Annotated in this window: 14 protein-coding genes; 11 read left to right on the forward strand and 3 right to left on the reverse strand. The window is 71.2% G+C overall.

The window, feature by feature from the left end:
• The first annotated feature begins 5 nt into the window (after positions 1 to 5).
• The gene (locus tag MMA15_RS20840; protein ID WP_241061654.1) at positions 6 to 1112 is read left to right on the forward strand and encodes an ABC transporter ATP-binding protein; all 1107 of its coding nucleotides are present in this window, start codon (positions 6 to 8) and stop codon (positions 1110 to 1112) included.
• Positions 1113 to 1289: 177 nt separating this feature from the next.
• On the opposite strand, the gene MMA15_RS20845 is transcribed toward MMA15_RS20840, so the two are convergent.
• A complete protein-coding gene (locus MMA15_RS20845; protein ID WP_241061655.1) occupies positions 1290 to 2048 on the reverse strand; it encodes a transglycosylase SLT domain-containing protein in 759 nt (252 codons plus the stop codon).
• Positions 2049 to 2471: 423 nt separating this feature from the next.
• Here MMA15_RS20845 and MMA15_RS20850 point away from each other — a divergent pair, with 423 nt between their 5' ends.
• Together MMA15_RS20850 and MMA15_RS20855 are read left to right on the forward strand one after the other, a co-directional pair.
• A complete protein-coding gene (locus MMA15_RS20850) occupies positions 2472 to 3146 on the forward strand; it encodes a trimeric intracellular cation channel family protein (protein ID WP_241061656.1) in 675 nt (224 codons plus the stop codon).
• Positions 3147 to 3340: 194 nt separating this feature from the next.
• The gene (locus tag MMA15_RS20855; protein ID WP_241061657.1) at positions 3341 to 4216 is read left to right on the forward strand and encodes a thioesterase family protein; all 876 of its coding nucleotides are present in this window, start codon (positions 3341 to 3343) and stop codon (positions 4214 to 4216) included.
• 46 nt (positions 4217 to 4262) lie between these two features.
• On the opposite strand, the gene MMA15_RS20860 is transcribed toward MMA15_RS20855, so the two are convergent.
• The gene (locus tag MMA15_RS20860; RefSeq protein WP_241061658.1) at positions 4263 to 5873 is read right to left on the reverse strand and encodes an acyltransferase family protein; all 1611 of its coding nucleotides are present in this window, start codon (positions 5871 to 5873) and stop codon (positions 4263 to 4265) included.
• Positions 5874 to 6362: 489 nt separating this feature from the next.
• Here MMA15_RS20860 and MMA15_RS20865 point away from each other — a divergent pair, with 489 nt between their 5' ends.
• Positions 6363 to 6878 (forward strand): Dps family protein, encoded by a 516-nt coding sequence (locus MMA15_RS20865; RefSeq protein WP_241061659.1) that lies wholly within the window; start codon positions 6363 to 6365, stop codon positions 6876 to 6878.
• Positions 6879 to 7110: 232 nt separating this feature from the next.
• Here MMA15_RS20865 and MMA15_RS20870 read toward each other — a convergent pair whose 3' ends face one another.
• Complete coding sequence (locus MMA15_RS20870) at positions 7111 to 7950, reverse strand: prepilin peptidase (protein WP_241061660.1); 840 nt, start codon at positions 7948 to 7950, stop codon at positions 7111 to 7113.
• Between the two features lie 127 nt (positions 7951 to 8077).
• Here MMA15_RS20870 and MMA15_RS20875 point away from each other — a divergent pair, with 127 nt between their 5' ends.
• From MMA15_RS20875 to MMA15_RS20905, 7 genes are all read left to right on the forward strand, one after another.
• Positions 8078 to 8818, forward strand: a complete 741-nt coding sequence (locus MMA15_RS20875) for a Clp protease N-terminal domain-containing protein (RefSeq protein ID WP_241061661.1) — start codon at positions 8078 to 8080, stop codon at positions 8816 to 8818.
• A gap of 730 nt (positions 8819 to 9548) precedes the next feature.
• Positions 9549 to 9710, forward strand: coding sequence for a hypothetical protein (locus MMA15_RS20880; RefSeq protein ID WP_241061662.1), 162 nt, complete (start codon positions 9549 to 9551; stop codon positions 9708 to 9710).
• 279 nt (positions 9711 to 9989) lie between these two features.
• Positions 9990 to 10469: a hypothetical protein gene (locus MMA15_RS20885; RefSeq protein ID WP_241061663.1), complete on the forward strand. Its 480-nt coding sequence runs from the start codon at positions 9990 to 9992 to the stop codon at positions 10467 to 10469.
• Between the two features lie 278 nt (positions 10470 to 10747).
• Entirely contained in the window at positions 10748 to 11926 is a 1179-nt protein-coding gene (locus MMA15_RS20890; RefSeq protein ID WP_241061664.1) for a cysteine desulfurase family protein, read from the forward strand.
• A gap of 291 nt (positions 11927 to 12217) precedes the next feature.
• Positions 12218 to 13669, forward strand: coding sequence for an MFS transporter (locus MMA15_RS20895; protein ID WP_241061665.1), 1452 nt, complete (start codon positions 12218 to 12220; stop codon positions 13667 to 13669).
• Between the two features lie 82 nt (positions 13670 to 13751).
• Entirely contained in the window at positions 13752 to 15287 is a 1536-nt protein-coding gene (locus MMA15_RS20900) for a pyridoxal phosphate-dependent decarboxylase family protein (RefSeq protein ID WP_241063335.1), read from the forward strand.
• Between the two features lie 432 nt (positions 15288 to 15719).
• Entirely contained in the window at positions 15720 to 16934 is a 1215-nt protein-coding gene (locus tag MMA15_RS20905; protein WP_241061666.1) for a hypothetical protein, read from the forward strand.
• Positions 16935 to 16991: the final 57 nt, after the last annotated feature.

Below are 16991 nucleotides of genomic sequence, written 5' to 3' on the forward strand. Positions count from 1 at the left end.
AGCAGATGACGATCCCGTCCCAGCGCGCGACCGGCGACGGCGCCGAGGCGGCAGCCGGCACCGTGCAGACCAAGGCCGACCCGGCGCCCGGGGAGTCGCTGCTGAAGGTCACCGGCCTGAAGAAGCACTTCCCCATCACCAAGGGAATCCTCAAGCGCCAGGTCGGCGCGGTCAAAGCGGTCGACGGCATCGACTTCGACGTACGCGCGGGGGAGACCCTGGGCGTCGTGGGGGAGTCCGGCTGCGGCAAGTCCACGATGGGCCGGCTCATCACGCGGCTGCTCGAACCGAGCGCCGGGACCGTCGAGTTCGAGGGCCGCGACATCACGCACCTCGGCGTGAGCGGCATGCGTCCGCTGCGGCGCGACGTCCAGATGATCTTCCAGGACCCGTACTCGTCGCTGAACCCCCGGCACACCGTCGGTGCGATCGTCAGCGCCCCCTTCAAGCTCCAGGGCGTCACGCCCGAGGGCGGCGTGAAGAAGGAGGTGCAGCGGCTGCTGGACCTCGTCGGCCTCAACCCGGAGCACTACAACCGCTATCCGCACGAGTTCTCCGGCGGTCAGCGGCAGCGCATCGGCATCGCCCGCGCGCTGGCCCTCAATCCGAAGCTCGTCGTGGCGGACGAGCCGGTCTCGGCGCTGGACGTGTCGATCCAGGCGCAGGTCATCAATCTGCTCGACGACCTACAGGACGAACTCGGCCTCACCTACGTGATCATCGCTCACGACCTGTCGGTGATCCGCCACGTCTCGGACCGGATCGCGGTCATGTACCTCGGCAAGATCGTGGAGTTGACCGACCGGCGGTCGCTCTACGAGTCGCCGATGCACCCCTACACACGGGCGTTGCTGTCGGCCGTACCGGTCCCCGACCCGCGCCGCAGGGCGGAGGGCGGACGCGAGCGAATCCTGCTCCAGGGAGATGTGCCCTCGCCGATCAAGCCGCCGAGTGGCTGCCGGTTCCACACCAGGTGCTGGAAGGCGACGGAGGTCTGCAAGACGGCCGAGCCGCCGCTGGTCTCCCTGGCGCCCGGACACGAGGCGGCCTGCCACCACCCGGAGAACGCCCCGGACCAGCACCCCGAGGACAAGCTTCCCGCGGCGGGCTGAACGCTGCCGCGGGCTGAACGCGGCGGCGGGGCGCCCCGCCGCCGGGGATGAAGACGTGAGAGGGGCGGCCGCGTGCTTCGCGGCCGCCCCTCCCGTACGCCTCGTACTTGTGCGGTTTTCCCGGCAGTTGTCTCTTCTGCTGTGTCTCCAGTTGTACTGCTCATCTGCCGCGCCGGATCAGTAGGCGCTGTTGACGTTGTCCATCGAGCCGTACTTGTCCGCCGCGTAGTTGCACGCGGCCACGATGTTCGCCACCGGGTCGGTCACCTCATGCTTGGTGCCCTTGACGTGGTACTGGTCGAAGGTCGGCTGGATGGTCTGGAGCAGACCCTTGGAGGGCGTGCCCTTCTTGGCGTTGACGTCCCAGTCGTTCATGGCGTTGGGGTCGCCGCCGGACTCACGGATGATGTTCTTCTTGATGCCGTGGTACGAGCCGGGGATGCCCTCCTCCTTCATGATGGAGCGGGCCTGCTTGATCCAGCCGTCCAGGTTGTCGGCCTTCGTGGCGCGCTCGGCGCTGAGGGTGCTGCGACCACTGCGGTCGGCCTTCTCGCCACGGGCCTCCTCGGCCTTGGCGGTCTGCTTGGCCTTCTCGGCCTTCTCCGCACGGCCGGCCTCGTCGGCCGGCTTGGCGGCGGAGATCTGCTTGGTCTTCTCACCCTTCACCAGCGGCTTGGCCGGCGAGTGGCTGCGCGTGTTGTCGGTTGCGTGGTCGCCGGCGCCCGTCGCGGCCTTGGCGGCCTTGGCCGAGGGATGGCCGGATACGTCCACCGAGTGTCCGGCTACCGGCTTGGCCGGGCCCTGGCCCGTGTGGGCGTCCGAGTGGCCACCGGGCGCTGCGCCGGCGGTCAGGGCGGCGACACCTGCGGCAGCCGCGAGGCCGACGGCGGCGGACTTCTGGGTCCTGGTCAGGCGGTTGACAGCGGAAATGCGCATGGAAGAGCGAATACCTTTCGATTGCCGTTGTCGCGTAGGGCCGGATTCGGCGGAGCGCCGAGTTCGGTCTTCGGCGCGAAGCGACGCTGACATTGGTAAAGGCTCGTGATGCGGGGGCCAAATATGTGACGTACTAAGCAAGTACGGAGTGATATGCCCGTATTGAGATGGATGCCGGAGTAGGGGCCATCGATATGGCGCAGCCCGTGGGGGACCGCCGTGCCCCTCCCACTAAACGGATTCGTATGTGACGTGGGTCTTATGCGGCGCCTCACACGCGGCGCCTTCCGGATCGACGGAATGTGTTCGCCGGAACGCACAGCGACACCGGCCTGCCGGGCTTTGTCCGTATTCGCGGCGAACGTCGTCGTCCCAGGTCACGGCGGTACGAAAGCCACGGAACCGAGGGGAAGAATGGGCCGGGTGAATCAGTACCCGCTCGACCCGGACGTGCAGCACTGGCTGGACATCGCCGGGATCTTCGTCTTCGCGATATCCGGGGCGCTCCTCGCCGTACGCAAGAACTTCGACGTCTTCGGAATGGCCGTACTGGCCGAGGTGACCGGGCTCGGCGGCGGGCTTTTCCGTGACGTCGTCATCGGTGCGGTGCCGCCCGCCGCCTTCACCGACCTCGGCTATTTCCACGCCCCGCTGATCGCGACCGTCTTCGTCTTCTTCCTGCATCCGCAGGTGGAGCGGATCAACAAGGCGATCAACGTCTTCGACGCCGCCGGGCTGGGCCTGTTCTGTGTCGCAGGCACCATGAAGGCCCATGAGTACGGCCTCGGCCTGGTCGCCTCCGTCGTCCTCGGCCTCGCCACGGCGGCCGGGGGCGGTGTGCTGCGCGACGTACTCGCCAACGAGGTGCCCTCGCTGCTGCGCTGGGACCGTGACCTGTACGCCGTGCCCGCGATCGTCGGTGCCACCATGACGGCCCTGCTGCTCAACGAGGGCGCCCTGAACGCCGGGACGATGCTGCTGGCCGCGGCACTGGCCTTCGTCGTCCGGCTGCTGGCGCTGCGCTTCGGGTGGCGGGCGCCGCGTGCGTGGCACCGCCGCTCGACGGTGGAGGAGCCGGAACCGGGGTCGGGCGCCTGACGTGGCCGGTGCCTGACGTGGCCGGTGCCTGACGCAGTCGGTGTTTGACGTATCTGGGCACGGTTTTTTTCGGCAGCGGACGGGTGCCTGGCGGAAGGCGGCGGGTGGCGGGTGGCGGGTGGCGGCGTGACGTTTGCGGTCTGCGCGCCCCCACTGGGCTACCTGTCGGTAACTTCTCCGTGTACGGTGCTTCCATGTCCGGAACCATCTCCGAAGCAACGCTCAGCGAGTTCGACCGCGACACCGCCGTACGGCTGCGTGAGCCCGGTGTCCACGACACTCACCTCTCCCCGGGATGGGCCATCGGCCACGCCCTCAACGGCGGCTATCTCCTGGCGACCGTCGGCCGCGCCCTCGGCGAGACGCTGCCGCACTCCGACCCCTTCACCATCACCGCGCACTACCTCTCAGCGACCGTCCCCGGCCCGGCCGTGATCCGTAGCGAGACGGTCCGCACGGGCCGCACCCTCTCCACCGGGTCGGCGAGCCTCCTCCAGGCCGGCGCGGACGGACGCGAGATCGAGCGCATCCGCGTTCTCGCCTCCTACGGCGACCTCGACACCGTCGACGGCGACATCCGTACGAGCGCCGAGCCGCCCGCGATGCCGCCGCGCGAACAGTGCTTCAGCGCCAAGGACAACCCCGCAGGGCCTGACGCCGGCCCCGAGATGGGCAAGCGCCTCGACCTGCGGCTCGACCCCGCGACCTGCGGCTGGGCGGTCGGAGCGCCGAGCGGGCGCGGTGAGATGCGCGCCTGGTTCGGCCTGGCCGACGGCCGCGACGCGGACCCGCTCTCGCTGCTGATGGCGGTGGACGCTCTCCCGCCCACCGCGTTCGAACTGGGCCTCACCGGCTGGGTCCCGACCGTCGAACTCACCGTCCACGTGCGCGCACGCCCCGCTCCCGGGCCGTTGCGGGTCTCCGTCACCACCGCCAACCTCGCCGGGGGCTTCCTGGAGGAGGACGTGGAGATCTGGGACAGCGCGGGGCGGCTGGTCACCCAGTCACGGCAGCTCGCCAGGGCCAAGCTGGGCGAGCCTTCGGGCCAGGGGTTCGGCGCCGGGGACTGAGAGCGCGAGGGCGACGGCGCAGCGCGCGGCGAAGGCGTACGAGACGCTACGGCGGCGGACCCGAGGGCGGCCCGGCCGCCGCCGGTGGTGATCCGGTGTCGGTGGGCCGCGCCGGGTCGGCTGCCACCGGGTCGGCTGCCACCGGGTCGGCTGCCACCGGGTCGGCCGGCGTCGGGTGTGCCGCGGGCTCGGCGGGCGCCGGGCCGCTGATCACCGCGTCGATACGCGCCGGTGCTGCCTTGTTCGCAGCCTTGTCCGCTGCGTCGTTCGCCGGTCCGTTCGCCGCTTCGTCCGCCGGTCCGTTCGCCGGTCCGTTCGCCGGTTCGGGAGCCGGGACGGCACCGGACCCCGGTGGCAGCTCAAGGGGCCGCCCCCGTGCGGAGGCGGCCGAACGCCCGGGCGGAAGCTCCCGCGGACCCTCCGCCGGTGCCCCTGCCGGTGCCGCCTTCCGGTCCTCGGTGGCGCTCGCCTCGGCAGCGCCGTTCGCCTCCGGCGTGAAGAACCACGTGAGCCCCGGCTCCAGCACGAACCGCAGCGCCCGCCGCACCGGCCAGGTACAGAGCAGGGTCATCATCACCGCGGCCAGCACCGTGATCGCGAAGCGGTCGAGGGGATGCCTCGCGCCCTCCGCCTCGAACCAGCCCGCCTCCTTGGCGTACTGGATCGGATAGACGTGCAGCAGATAGGCGCAGAGCGTCCCGGCGCCCAGCGACGTGAACCACGTGCGCCCGCGCGGCACCCACGCCAGGAAGCACACCGTCATCACCAGTGCGCAGCCGAACGCCGACAGCGTCATCGCTCCGCCCAGCCACGCTGGAAGCCCCAGTCCCTGAGCGTCCCTGTCGTGCAGGAACGGCGCGGCGGAGATGTACGGCACCGAGGCGTACGACACCACAAGCGCGCCCGCGGTCACAGGCACGGCGAGTATCCGTACGGCCCGGTGGCGCACCATCTCGAAGTGCTCGGGCCGCAGCCGCAGACCCAGCACGAAGAACGGCAGGAACTGCGCCACCCGCATCAGCCCGAGATCGTCGCTCATCGTCGGCGTCACGCTCGCGGCGACCGCGACGGCCACGGCGACGGGCAGCGGCCACCGCAGCAGCCGCCACACGGGCGTCGTCAGCCGCCACAGACACAGCGCCGCCAGGAACCACAGCGCGAACCCCGGTTCCTGGTAGCTGAATTCACGCTCCGGGTCGTCGGCCGCCCACCGCATGAAGAGGGTGAAGACCGTCTGGAAGACGAGGTACGGCACGACGATGCCCGTCAGCAGACGCTTGATCTGGCGCGGACGGCACTCGAAGTTCCGTGAGAGATAGCCGGAGATGACGATGAACGCCGGCATGTGGAACGTGTACAGCAGGTAGTACAGCGCGCTGGTCGAGCGGCTGCCCTCGGCGAGCGGTGCCCAGGCGTGCCCGACGGCGACGAGCACGATGGTCAGATACTTCGCGTTGTCGAGATACGGGTCGCGTGTCGGGCCGCTGTCCCCTCCGCCCTGCCTCTTCTCCGCGGTGACGGCTCGTACTGCTTCGCTTGTGCGATCCGTCGCGCCCGTACCGTCCCGGTCCGGCACCGTCGCTGAACCAGGGGCACCGGGGGCGGGTTCGGCACGCAGTGGGGGGAGCGGCGCCCGTTCGATACCGGCCTGAAGCATTTGCAGCACGCTAGGAGCGGAACCGGAGGTGCGGAATTTTTCTGTACGATACAGCGATTTCGCGAAGACCGAGGGGGAGTTGCGGGTACCTTCTGCCTTGCACGGTCGGCCAGCCGGTGCTGCGGGAGGCGGTCGTTGCCGTTTGCGCTGCGTGAAGTGCTGTGAAGTGCCGTGATGAGACGGCCAGTTGGGCCGGTGCGTCTGTACGTACGGGCGCCGCCGAGTCCAACTCCTCTGCCACTGCTGCCGGTTGACGCTTCGCGCCCTGACTCGGGACCTCGCCCCGGGCTCAGGTTCCGGGCACGCCGCCCGGCTGTCCGCGCCGGGCGGCGGCGATCTCTTGTGACCTTTCGTATGCGACTGGTCACGCACGGATGGCGACGCTCGGATTCCGTAGGGCTGCCGGACCTGCCTGCGCCGGTGGTGGTGCCGGTCCCGCTGCCCTGTGGCGGGCCATGAATCGCGAGCGCTCATCCGGTTACCCGGCGGATGAGAACACAGGGCCGGGCGAGAGAAAGCGAGAAGGTTGTGACCTACGCAGTGAAGAGCACACTCCGGGACGACGACCTGAAGACCGTCGGCGAGGCATTGCAGGGCGCGCTCGTGGACCTCGTCGATCTCTCCCTCGTGGCGAAGCAGATCCACTGGAACGTGATCGGCCCCCGTTTCCGTTCCATCCACCTTCAGCTCGACGACGTGGTGTCCACCGCGCGCTCGTACTCCGACACCGTCGCGGAACGCGCCTCCGCCGTCGGCCTGCCCCCTGACGGCCGCTCTTCGACCGTCTCGGCCACGAGCGGAATCGACAGGGTCACGGAGGGCTGGCAGAAGGACACCGACGCCGTACGGACGATGGTGCACGCCCTGGAGTCGGTCATCGGCCGCTCCCGCGAACGCATGGCGTCGGTGAGCGAACCGGACCCCGTGACGGAGGACATCTTCATCCAGCTCACGGGCGACTTGGAGAAGCATCACTGGATGTTCCAGGCGGAGAACGGGAGTTGAGACCGCGGCTTCGGTTGCCGCGGCAGGCCCCGAGTACGTCGCGCCGGCAGTGAGCCGCGCCCGCGGCCTGACCTGTGCGTTGCGAACTCACCCCCAACTCACCCGCCCCAGGCGAGAGATCCGAGCGCCTGGGGCGGGTGACGTCCGCTGGGCAGAAGCGTCGGCGCATGCCGGCGTGACTCACGGGCCGCCTCCGCAGACGGGCCCACGGAAACCCGTCAGTCCAGCACCCTCACGCCGTGACCCCTCCCATCACCACCCCCGCCAGCGTGCCCGCGATCATGAAGGGGCCGAAGGGAAGCTCCGTCTTCCAGCCCGCGCGCTTGGACAGCATCAGCGTCACGCCGTAGCCGAAGTGGAGGAGGAAGGACAGGAGGGTGGCGGTGAAGAGGACGTCCCAGCCGTACCAGCCGAGGGCGAGGCCGACGGAGGCGGCGAGCTTCACGTCGCCGAAGCCCATGCCGCGGCGGTTGATCAGGTGGAGCAGCCAGTAGGCCCCGGTCAGTACGGCGCCGCCGAGCAGTGCGCCCTTCCAGCTTCCGCCGGTGCCGGGGACGAGGGCGGCCAGGCCGAGCAGCGCCGCAGTCGTGGCGGCGAGCGGCAACGTCAGTACGTCCGGGAGGCGTCGGGTGCGGGCGTCGACCGACGCGAGCAGCAGCGCGAGAGGCGTGGCGATCAGCCAGACGCCCAACTCCGGCCGTACGCCTACGGAAAGCGCCAGCACGGCACACACCGAGGCGCACACGGAGACGAAGAAGCGCGTGGAGGTCTCGAACGGCTCGGAGGTCTCGAACGCTTCGGAGGGTTCGAAGGGGCCGGAGGGTTCGAAGTCCCCGGGAGATTCGGGGGGTTCGGAGGCTTCGGGGGGACGTGAGGCCGCGCAGGGCGGGCAGTGGGCGCGGCCCAGCCAGCCGTGGGCGGGGCCTTCGAGCCGGTGGCCCGAAGGACAGCGCTCACGCGGGGGAGTCGACGGCGGCACCGCCAGCCGGTAGGCGGCGCGGGGGAGCAGGGCGCCGGCGGCCGCGCCGTAACCCGCCGCGCACAGCGCGAGTATCGCGACGATCACAGGCATCGGCCACTCCCCTGGGAACGAGGGCGGGCTTCTGCCGGGCAGCGCTCTGCGCGTCCGGGCAGGGTCCCCAACCCACAACTGTCAACCGGCGGTTGACGCCTCGAAGCTGTCAACCTAAGGTTGCCATATGACGGATCCTCTTCCCATAGCCGGTCGGGTACGCCTGGACGACCTGATCGATGCCATCAAGAACGCACACTCCGACGCGCTCGACCAGCTCTCCGACGCCGTGATCGCGGCGGATCACCTGGGAGACGTGGCCGACCACCTCATCGGCCACTTCGTGGACCAGGCCCGGCGGTCGGGCGCCTCATGGACGGACATCGGAAAGAGCATGGGGGTCACGAGGCAGGCCGCGCAGAAGCGGTTCGTGCCCAAGGCGCCCGGCGACGGCTCGGACCTCGACCCCGCACAGGGCTTCAACCGGTTCACCGTTCCGGCCAGGAAGGTCGTGGTGCAGTCCCAGGCAGAGGCCCGCAGGGCGGGCAACAAGGAGATCACCACAGGGCACTTGGTGCTCGGGCTGATCGGTGAGACGGAAGCGCTCGCGGCGAGGGCGATCGTCTCGCAGAAGGTGTCGCTGGACGATGTACGCCGGGCAGTGACCGGGAAGCTGCCGGAGGCGGCGGACGAGGTGCCCGAACTGATCCCGTTCGACGCGCAGACGAAGAAGGTCTTGGAACTCACCTTCCGCGAGGCCCTTCGCCTTGGGCACAACTACGTCGGTACGGAGCACATCCTGCTCGCGCTCCTGGAATTCGAGGACGGGGACGGGACGCTGACGGGCCTCGGCGTCGACAAGTCGGCGGCGGAGACCGCGATCACGGCCGCCATCGCGGCGAAGTCCGCGGCCACCGACGGCGAGTGACGCAAGCCGGACCGATGCGATCCCGGTGCGGTGAGCGGTGGTTCCAAGCGTTACGGGTTCCATGAGCCCACCGCACCGGGGCCGTACGCCGGTTGACCGCTTCGCTGCGTCGACTGGCCATGTGCGTAAGGCGATTGACGCGATCGTCCGCGTCCGTACGTCAGTAGACCGGCGGTGGCCCGAAGGCGCCGCCAGGGCCCTCAGGCTTGTCGCCGTCACCGCCGCGGCGGTCTGGTCGCCGTCGGTGCCGTCCCGGGGTGGCGGGTCAGCTGGCTGGGCCGGGGGGTGAGCGGGGGGCGGTGCGTATGCCGGGCCGGGCGGTCCCGGCGGAGCTGCCGGACCTGCGGGACCTGCCGGTCCCGTGCCCGGCTGGGGCGGGAAGTACGGCTGCGGCTGGGCCTGCTGCGGCTGCGGTCCGGGCGGTCCGGGCGGTGCACCGAACGGCGCCGGGCCACCAGGCATCGCGCCGCCAGCCATCACCGCACCGGGCATCGCCCCACCGGGCATCGCGCCACCCGGCATGGGCCCGCCCGCCATTCCGGCGGCGCCCGGCCGCGCCGGTACGCCCGGACGCAGCGTGAGCACGATCAACGTCACCGCACCGGCCAGAGTGATCAGCAACTGGAGCCTGCTGAACGCGCCCGAGACGGGAGCCACCTCGCCCAGTTCGAAGAATGTGCCGGCGTCGATGTAGGACCACAGCACGGTGACGGCCTGCGGCAGCAGCGCGATGGCCAGGCCGAGCGAGAAGCCGCGGGCGGAGACCGTGCGGGCGAGGGCGAGGACCGCGCCGGTGCCGCCGACGAGGATCAGCGTCAGCCAGGTCCAGCCGGAGGCGACGTCGAGCAGCGTGAAGACGGTGCCTTCGCCGGTGATGAGCCGCAGCCAGTAGCCGCCGCCCGCCGTCGAGACGGCCTGGATGTTCCAGCCGATGGAGAACAGCGCCAGCACTCCCAGGAAGGCCGCGGCGACCGCCCCGTGCGCACCGGTCGGGCGCTGCGGTGACTCGCCGGGCAGCGGAGGCTCGTACGGCTGGTGACCGTGCTGCGGCTGGGGTTGGGGCGGCCCCGGCACCGGCGCGCCGTACGGCTGCGGCTGACCGTAGGGCTGCGCCGCGGGACCCGGAGTTGCGCCGGTGGACGGATGGCCCGTCCACGGCCGGTTCCCTGCCATGAGCACGATGCCGAGCACGGCGCAGAGGATCACGGCGAAGACGCAGCCCACCAGGGCCGCGACCATGGACGGGTCGTCGGAGAAGCCCGGCAGCGCGTACTGCTGCGAGGACTCGGAGTGGAGCCCCGCGTGCCAGATCACGGGCAGCCGCCATGCGAGGGTGAGCACCGCGGTGACGGCCGTCAGGCCGCCTGCCGTCCAGGCGCCGGTGAACGCCGCGAAGACGGCGGCGAGTTGGAGAAGCCCGAGGCCGACGTCGTCCGGGGTGGTGGCGGGGATGTGCGCCAGATGGTCCGCGCTGCCGCCGAGGGCGAACGCTCCCGTCCACACCCTCCAGGTGGTTTCGGGGTCCAGTTCCAGGAAGTCGCGCAGCACCCAGATCCATGTGTGCAGTGCGAAGAGGAGACAGAAGATCCCCCCGGTGATCCGTGCGCCCTTGCCCAGCACCTGCACCTGTGGCATCGCCACACCCCCCTGACCTGTTCTCCTGTGGCCCCCGCCCCTGCGGGGTTCTCCGGTAGCCCCGCCCCCGAGGCTTCCGCGGCTGCCTCGGCTCCGCGTCCGTGAATCCCGTGGAGTCGCGGAATACGGCCGCAGGCCGGGGCGTTGACACGGGCTGTGTTCAGGCCCGTCCCCGCCGTAGCGGCGCCTGGAACATTAGCAGCGGGCCCGGCGCGGCCCACTGCCGCCCGGCCCCGTGCGCAGGCCCTTCCCGCCGTACGCGGGCGAAGACCACGTACGTAGAATCGAGAGATCATGGCTCGCTCCGCCTACCTCGATCACGCCGCCACGACGCCCATGTATCCCGAGGCGGTGCAGACGATGACCGCCCACCTCGCGGTCACCGGCAACGCATCGTCGCTGCACGGTTCCGGACGGCGTGCCCGGCGCACCGTAGAGGAGGCGAGAGAGGCGCTCGCGGCGTCGCTGGGCGCACGGCCGAGCGAGGTGGTCCTCACGGCGGGCGGCACCGAGGCCGACAATCTCGCGGTGAAGGGCCTCTACTGGTCGCGCAGGGACGCCGACCCGGCCCGCACCCGCGTTCTCGCCAGCCCCGTCGAGCACCACGCCGTACTGGACACGGTCGGCTGGCTCGCCGAGCACGAGGGCGCCGACGTGGAGTGGCTGCCCGTGGACGGCTACGGGCGGGTGCATGCGGAGGCGCTGCGCGAAGCGATCGCACGAGACCCCGGCAGTGTCGCTCTGGCCACCGTCATGTGGGCGAACAACGAGATCGGCACCATGATGCCGGTGCCCGAACTGGCCGCTGCCGCCGCCGAGTTCGACGTCCCGCTGCATTCCGACGCGGTGCAGGCCGTGGGGCAGGCCGAGGTGGACTTCGCCGCGTCCGGGCTCGCCGCGCTGACACTGACCGGGCACAAGATCGGCGGCCCCTACGGGGTGGGCGCCCTGCTGCTGCGGCGCGAGCAGACGCCCGTACCGCTGCTGCACGGCGGAGGGCAGGAGCGCGACGTGCGTTCCGGGACGCTGGACGTGCCGGCCGTCGCCGCCTTCGCCACGGCCGCCGAGCTGGCGGCCGAGCGGCGCCCGGACTTCGAGCGTGAAGTGGGCGCGCTGCGGGACAAGTTGATCGAGCGGGTACGTACGGAGGTGCCGGACGCCGTGCTCAACGGCGACCCCGGCCCGCACGGACGGCTCCCCGGCAACGCGCACTTCTCATTCCCCGGCTGCGAGGGCGACTCGCTGCTCCTGCTGCTGGACGCGCAGGGCATCGAGTGCTCGACCGGCTCCGCCTGTACGGCCGGGATCGCCCAGCCCAGCCATGTGCTGCTCGCCGCCGGTGCCGATCCGGACCTCGCACGCGGCACGCTGCGCTTCTCACTCGGGCACACCTCCACCGAGGCGGACGTGGAGGCGCTGGCCACCGCGATCGGCCCGGCGGTGGAGCGGGCTCGTGGCGCGGGCCTGAGCTGAGGCGCTGGGCCGGGGTGCCAAGTCCCGGCTGTGCGCGGGGAGTTAGGGCGGACCGGCGGGGCCGAGCCGTTACGGGCCGTCGGCGTTTCCCGCTGCCGTTCCGCTGTTCCGCTGTTCCGCTGTTCCGCCGCGCCTGCGCGCCGTCGTGGCCCGCCCCGGCTTCCCGCGTCATCGATCCTCGATCACCGTCTGGACGCCCGCCCGGTTGTGCCGTTGACTGACGTCGCTCGTACTGCCCGTCCCGTGAACGGCGAGGGCCGAGGCCGCCGAACAGGCTGAAGGAGAGGCGCAGTGGGCGGTGAACCCCGAGACCATGCGCCCCCCGCCGAGCGGGGCGCCCGGCCGCCGCTGCCCGCCTCCGTACGAATCGGATACGGGCTGGGATCGCTCTGCACGGGCACCTTCGCGACCGTGCCCGGCCTGCTGCTGCTCTACTACCTCACCGATGTGATGGCCGTCCCCGCGGCCGCGGCCGGTGTGGCGCTGTTCCTGCCCAAGGCATGGGACGTGCTGATCAATCCGCTGGTCGGCGCCGCGTCCGATCGCAGCCGCCTGGGTGCCGGGCCCCGCCGCCCTTTCCTGCTGGCGGGCGCGTGCACGCTGCCGCCGCTGTTCGCCCTGATCTTCGCGGGGCCCCCGCTGCGGGGCACTGCTGCCGCCCTGTACGCCGCCGTGTTCTTCCTGCTGGCGGCGACCGCGTACGCCGTCTTCCAGGTCCCTTACGTGACGATGCCCGCGGAGATGACCGCCGACCCAGAGGAACGCGGCAGGGTGCTCGCCTGGCGCGTCGGCTTCCTCGGGGCGGCGATCCTGCTCTCCGGTGCCGTCGCCCCGGCCATCGCGCACTCGGGCGGCGACACCACCGGCAGCTACCGGCTGATGGGCATCGCCGTGGCGGTCCTGCTCGCGTGCGGGATGTTCGCGGCCTGGTGGGGTACGAGGCGGGCGCCCTCGGTGGTCCGTACGACGGCCGAGCCCTCGCTACGGGCCCAGCTCACGGCGGCACGCGGCAACAGGCCCTTTCTGCATCTGGCCGGTATGTGGACGGCGCAGGCGCTGGCCGTGGGCGTGATGCTCGCCGGCGTGCAGTACTTCGCGACGTATGCGCTGGGCTCGCCGGGCGCAGTGACGCCGCTCTTCGCCTGCATGATCGGCCCGTTGGCGCTGGTGATGCCGCTGTGGAACCGGCTCGCGCGTGCGAGGGGCGTCAAGTACGCCCAGTACTGCGCGACTTGGCTGTTCCTCTCGGCGGCGGTGGTGCTCGTGCTGACGCCGCGCGGCGGCGAGTCGCCCGCCTACGTGGCGGTCGCGGCAGTCGGAGTCGCCTACGGGGGCTTGCAGTTGCTGCCGCTGCGGATGCTCGCCGACAACCTCGCGGCCGACGCCGTACGCACGGGGCGTCAGCGTGCGGCGACCTTCACCGGGCTGTGGACCGCCGCCGAGACGCTTGCGTTCGCACTGGGCGCGGGGGCCTTCGCTGCCGTGCTCGCCGTGAGCGGCTTCCGGTCCTCCGACGCCGAACACACCGTCGTACAGCCGGAGTCGGCGCTGACCGGGATCACCCTGGGCATGAGCCTGCTGCCCGCCGCGCTGGCCGCCGTGAGCCTCTGGCTGCTGCGCGGGTACGACGAGGAGACGCCCGCTGGGGAGCGCTCCGGCGAACAGGGCGCCGGCGAAGGGGAATTCGGGGTGCCGCGCCCCGGAATGTCATCCGAGGAGGACGAGACCAGCCGTGACCACTGACCCTGCCGCCGGACCCGCCGGACCCGCCGGACCCGCCGGACCCGCCGGACCCGCCGGACCCGCCGGGGACTTCGGATATCCCGTGACCGCCGCCGCGCTGCCGCCCGGCCGCCCCGCCGACGACGTACTGGCCGAACTGCGCGCCCTGCGCCTCTCGGACGCGCCGACGCGCGGCGGCCGTACCTTCGCCTACGTCTACGACTCAGGCCTCGACGGGCTCGATGAGCTGGCGTCCGCGGCCTATTCGGCCTACGCCACCGTCAACGGCCTCGACATGACGGTCTTTCCGAGCGTCGCGCGCCTGGAGAACGACATCGTGCGCAGCGCAGCCGCTCTGCTGGGCGCGCCCGGAGTTCAGGGCACCTTCACCAGCGGAGGCACCGAGAGCATCCTGCTCGCGGTGAAGACGGCCCGCGACCACGCCCGTGCGGTGCGCGGGGTGCGTGAGCCGCGCATGGTGCTGCCGTCGACCGCGCACGCCGCGTTCCACAAGGCGGCCGCCTATCTGGGCGTCGAGCCGGTGGTCGTGCCCGTCGACCGGGAGACCTACCGGGCACCCGCCGCCGCCATGGCGGACGCCCTCGACGAGCACACGGCACTGGTGGTCGTCTCGGCGCCCTCCTATGCGCACGGCGTGATCGACCCCGTCGAGGAGGTCGCCGCCGCGGCGGCCGAGCGGGACGTGCTGTGCCATGTGGACGCCTGCATCGGCGGCTGGCTGCTGCCCTATCTGCGGCGGGCTGGGCGTGAGGTCCCGCCGTTCGAGATGACGTTGCCGGGCGTGACGTCGCTCTCCGTGGATCTGCACAAGTACGGATACGCGGACAAGGGCGCCTCCGTGGTGCTCTACCGGGACGGGGAGCTGCGCCGCCACCAGTACTTCGCTCATGCGCGCTGGCCCGGCTATCCCGTCGTCAACCCGACCGTTCAGGGCACCAAGTCGGCCGGGCTGCTGGCGCAGGCGTGGGCCGTGCTGCGGCACGTCGGCGACGACGGCTACACGGCGCTGGCCAGGCAGGTGTCCGTGGCATCGGACCGGCTGCTGGCGGGGCTTCGCGCGGTCGAGGGGCTGCGGATACTCGGGCGGCCGACGGGAGGGCTGGTGGCCTTCACCCTGGACGGCGAACGCGGCGCCGGGGACGGCGACTTGAGCCTTGTGCTGCATCTCGCCGACGAGATGCGGCTGCGCGGCTGGTATCTCCAGCCTCAGCTCGGCTTCGACGGCATGCCGCCCAATCTCCATCTGACGCTGACCCCCGCGACCGTCGGCCAGGTCGACGCGCTCCTCGCCGACCTCGGTGCGGCGCTGACCGCCGCACGCGCGCTCGCCCCCGTGGGCGTCGATCCCGAACTGGCGGCGCTCGCCGCGACTTTGGACCCCGACACGCTCGGACCGGACGAGGCCGCCTACGTACTGGCGTACGCGGGCCTCGACGGGAACGGAAACGGGAACGGGAACGGCGGCAGCGGCGAGGACGGCGACGGAAGCGGGGGAGGGGGCGGGGGCGCGGCGGTGAAGGAGAGGATGGCCCCCGTGCTCGCGATGCTGGACGCGCTTCCCGCGCCGCTGAAGGAACGGCTGCTGGCGGAGTTCGTCGGCTCGGTCTTCCGGATCTGACGAGCACGTCTCGTACTTGGCTGCGTCCGTTTCCTCACGACGTCGTGTGATTCACAACATCGCGTGTTTCACGACGTCGAGTCCCTCAGACGCCGACTCCCCGACCGCGGTTCGCAAGCGGGGTCGCCCATACGTGCGCCGCACCGCCGTAGACCCGGTAAGGCCCGTAAGGCCCGTAAGGCCCGAGGCCCGTCAGTCCGGCAGGGCCCGAGTTCACGCGTGACCCCGAGGCCCGAACTCACGTGCCACCCCGATCCCTTGGTCCCCGTCTGCAACCGGCGCGGCGTACGCAGTCGTCCGCTCAGTTGACCGAACGGGGGCGCGTACACGAGGAGTCGGCCGCCCCGCGCACGCCATGAACGCGGACGGGCTGCGGCCGAAGCGCTTGAACACGGGGCCGTGTACGCGAGGACCGGAACACAGAGGGGAAGCATGAAGCCGTTGCATCTCAAGGGTGCCGCCGCGCTGGCCGTGGCCGCCCTCGCGGGAGTCGGTTACCAGACCGCGATGGGCGGTGAGGCCACGCCGGAGCAGAAGCAGTCGGCGTCGGCGGCGCCGTCGATGGAGGTCTCGTACTACAGCAAGTCCCTGAGCGCCGAACTCACGGATGTGACCGCCGTGTCGGCCGACGAGGGCTGGGCCATCGGCACGTCCCAGAAGGACGACGGCACGGGGGACCAGAAGCAGGTGCTCGTGCACCGTTCGGGCAAGACGTGGAAGCAGAGTCCGCTCCCCGAGGGAGCGGAGAAGGCCGTACTCGGGCAGATCGAGGGGTCCGCCCCGGACAACGTCTGGCTCTTCGCCTCGGCTTCCGGCGGCGACGGCAAGGCTCTCGCCTTCCGCTGGGACGGCGAGCAGTGGAAGACGGCGCCCGCACCGCCGTCCGTCAACGCCTGGACCAAGCGCACCGTGACCGTCCTCGGCGAGGACGACGCTTGGGCGCTCGACGACGAGCGCCAGTCGGTCCACCACTGGAACGGCAGCGAGTGGACCGAGTCGAAGCTCCCCGCCGGCGCCAACGCCGACGCGATCGACGCGAGCGGTCCCGACGACGTATGGGCGGTGGGCTTCCGCGACACCGGCGACGACGGCGGCGGCCCGATGAGCCAGCCCTCGGCCGTGCACTGGGACGGCAAGGAGTGGAAGACCACGAAGACGCCGGAGTACCACTTCCCGGACCCCGCGCCGCCCGAGGAGAGCGCGAGCCTCGAATCCGTCGTAGCCGTCTCCGGGGACGAGGTGTGGGCGGTGGGCAGCCACACCTTCAACCACGGCGAGGGCGGCCCGGAGCCCGAGGAGGAGAACATCCTGCTGCGCTGGAAGGGAGGCAAGTGGCAGAAGGGCCCGGCGAAGGCCGCCGAGAAGGCGTCGATCGAGACGGCGTCGGACGGTGCGGGCGGCCTGGTGCTGGGCCGCTACTGGCACATGACCGCCGACGGCAAGCTCCATGAGATCGCCCGCCACAAGCCGGTTCCCGGCCGGTCGGGCAAGGTCGAGGAGATCGACAAGAAGCAGCGCTTCTGGCCAGACGAGATGGTCGACGTGCCTGGTACGAAGCAGGTTTGGAGCGTGGGTGTGATCGAGCTGGGCGCTCAGGGCGACGCCAACTTCCGCCGTGGCGCGGTGCTGAGCTACGACGCCGGATAGCTTCCGGAGCCCGGGAGAACGACCCAGGTGGAGGGCCGGATTGTCATTGGCATGAAC

Origin of the sequence: Streptomyces marispadix (assembly GCF_022524345.1) — a bacterium.
Lineage (GTDB): Bacteria > Actinomycetota > Actinomycetes > Streptomycetales > Streptomycetaceae > Streptomyces > Streptomyces marispadix.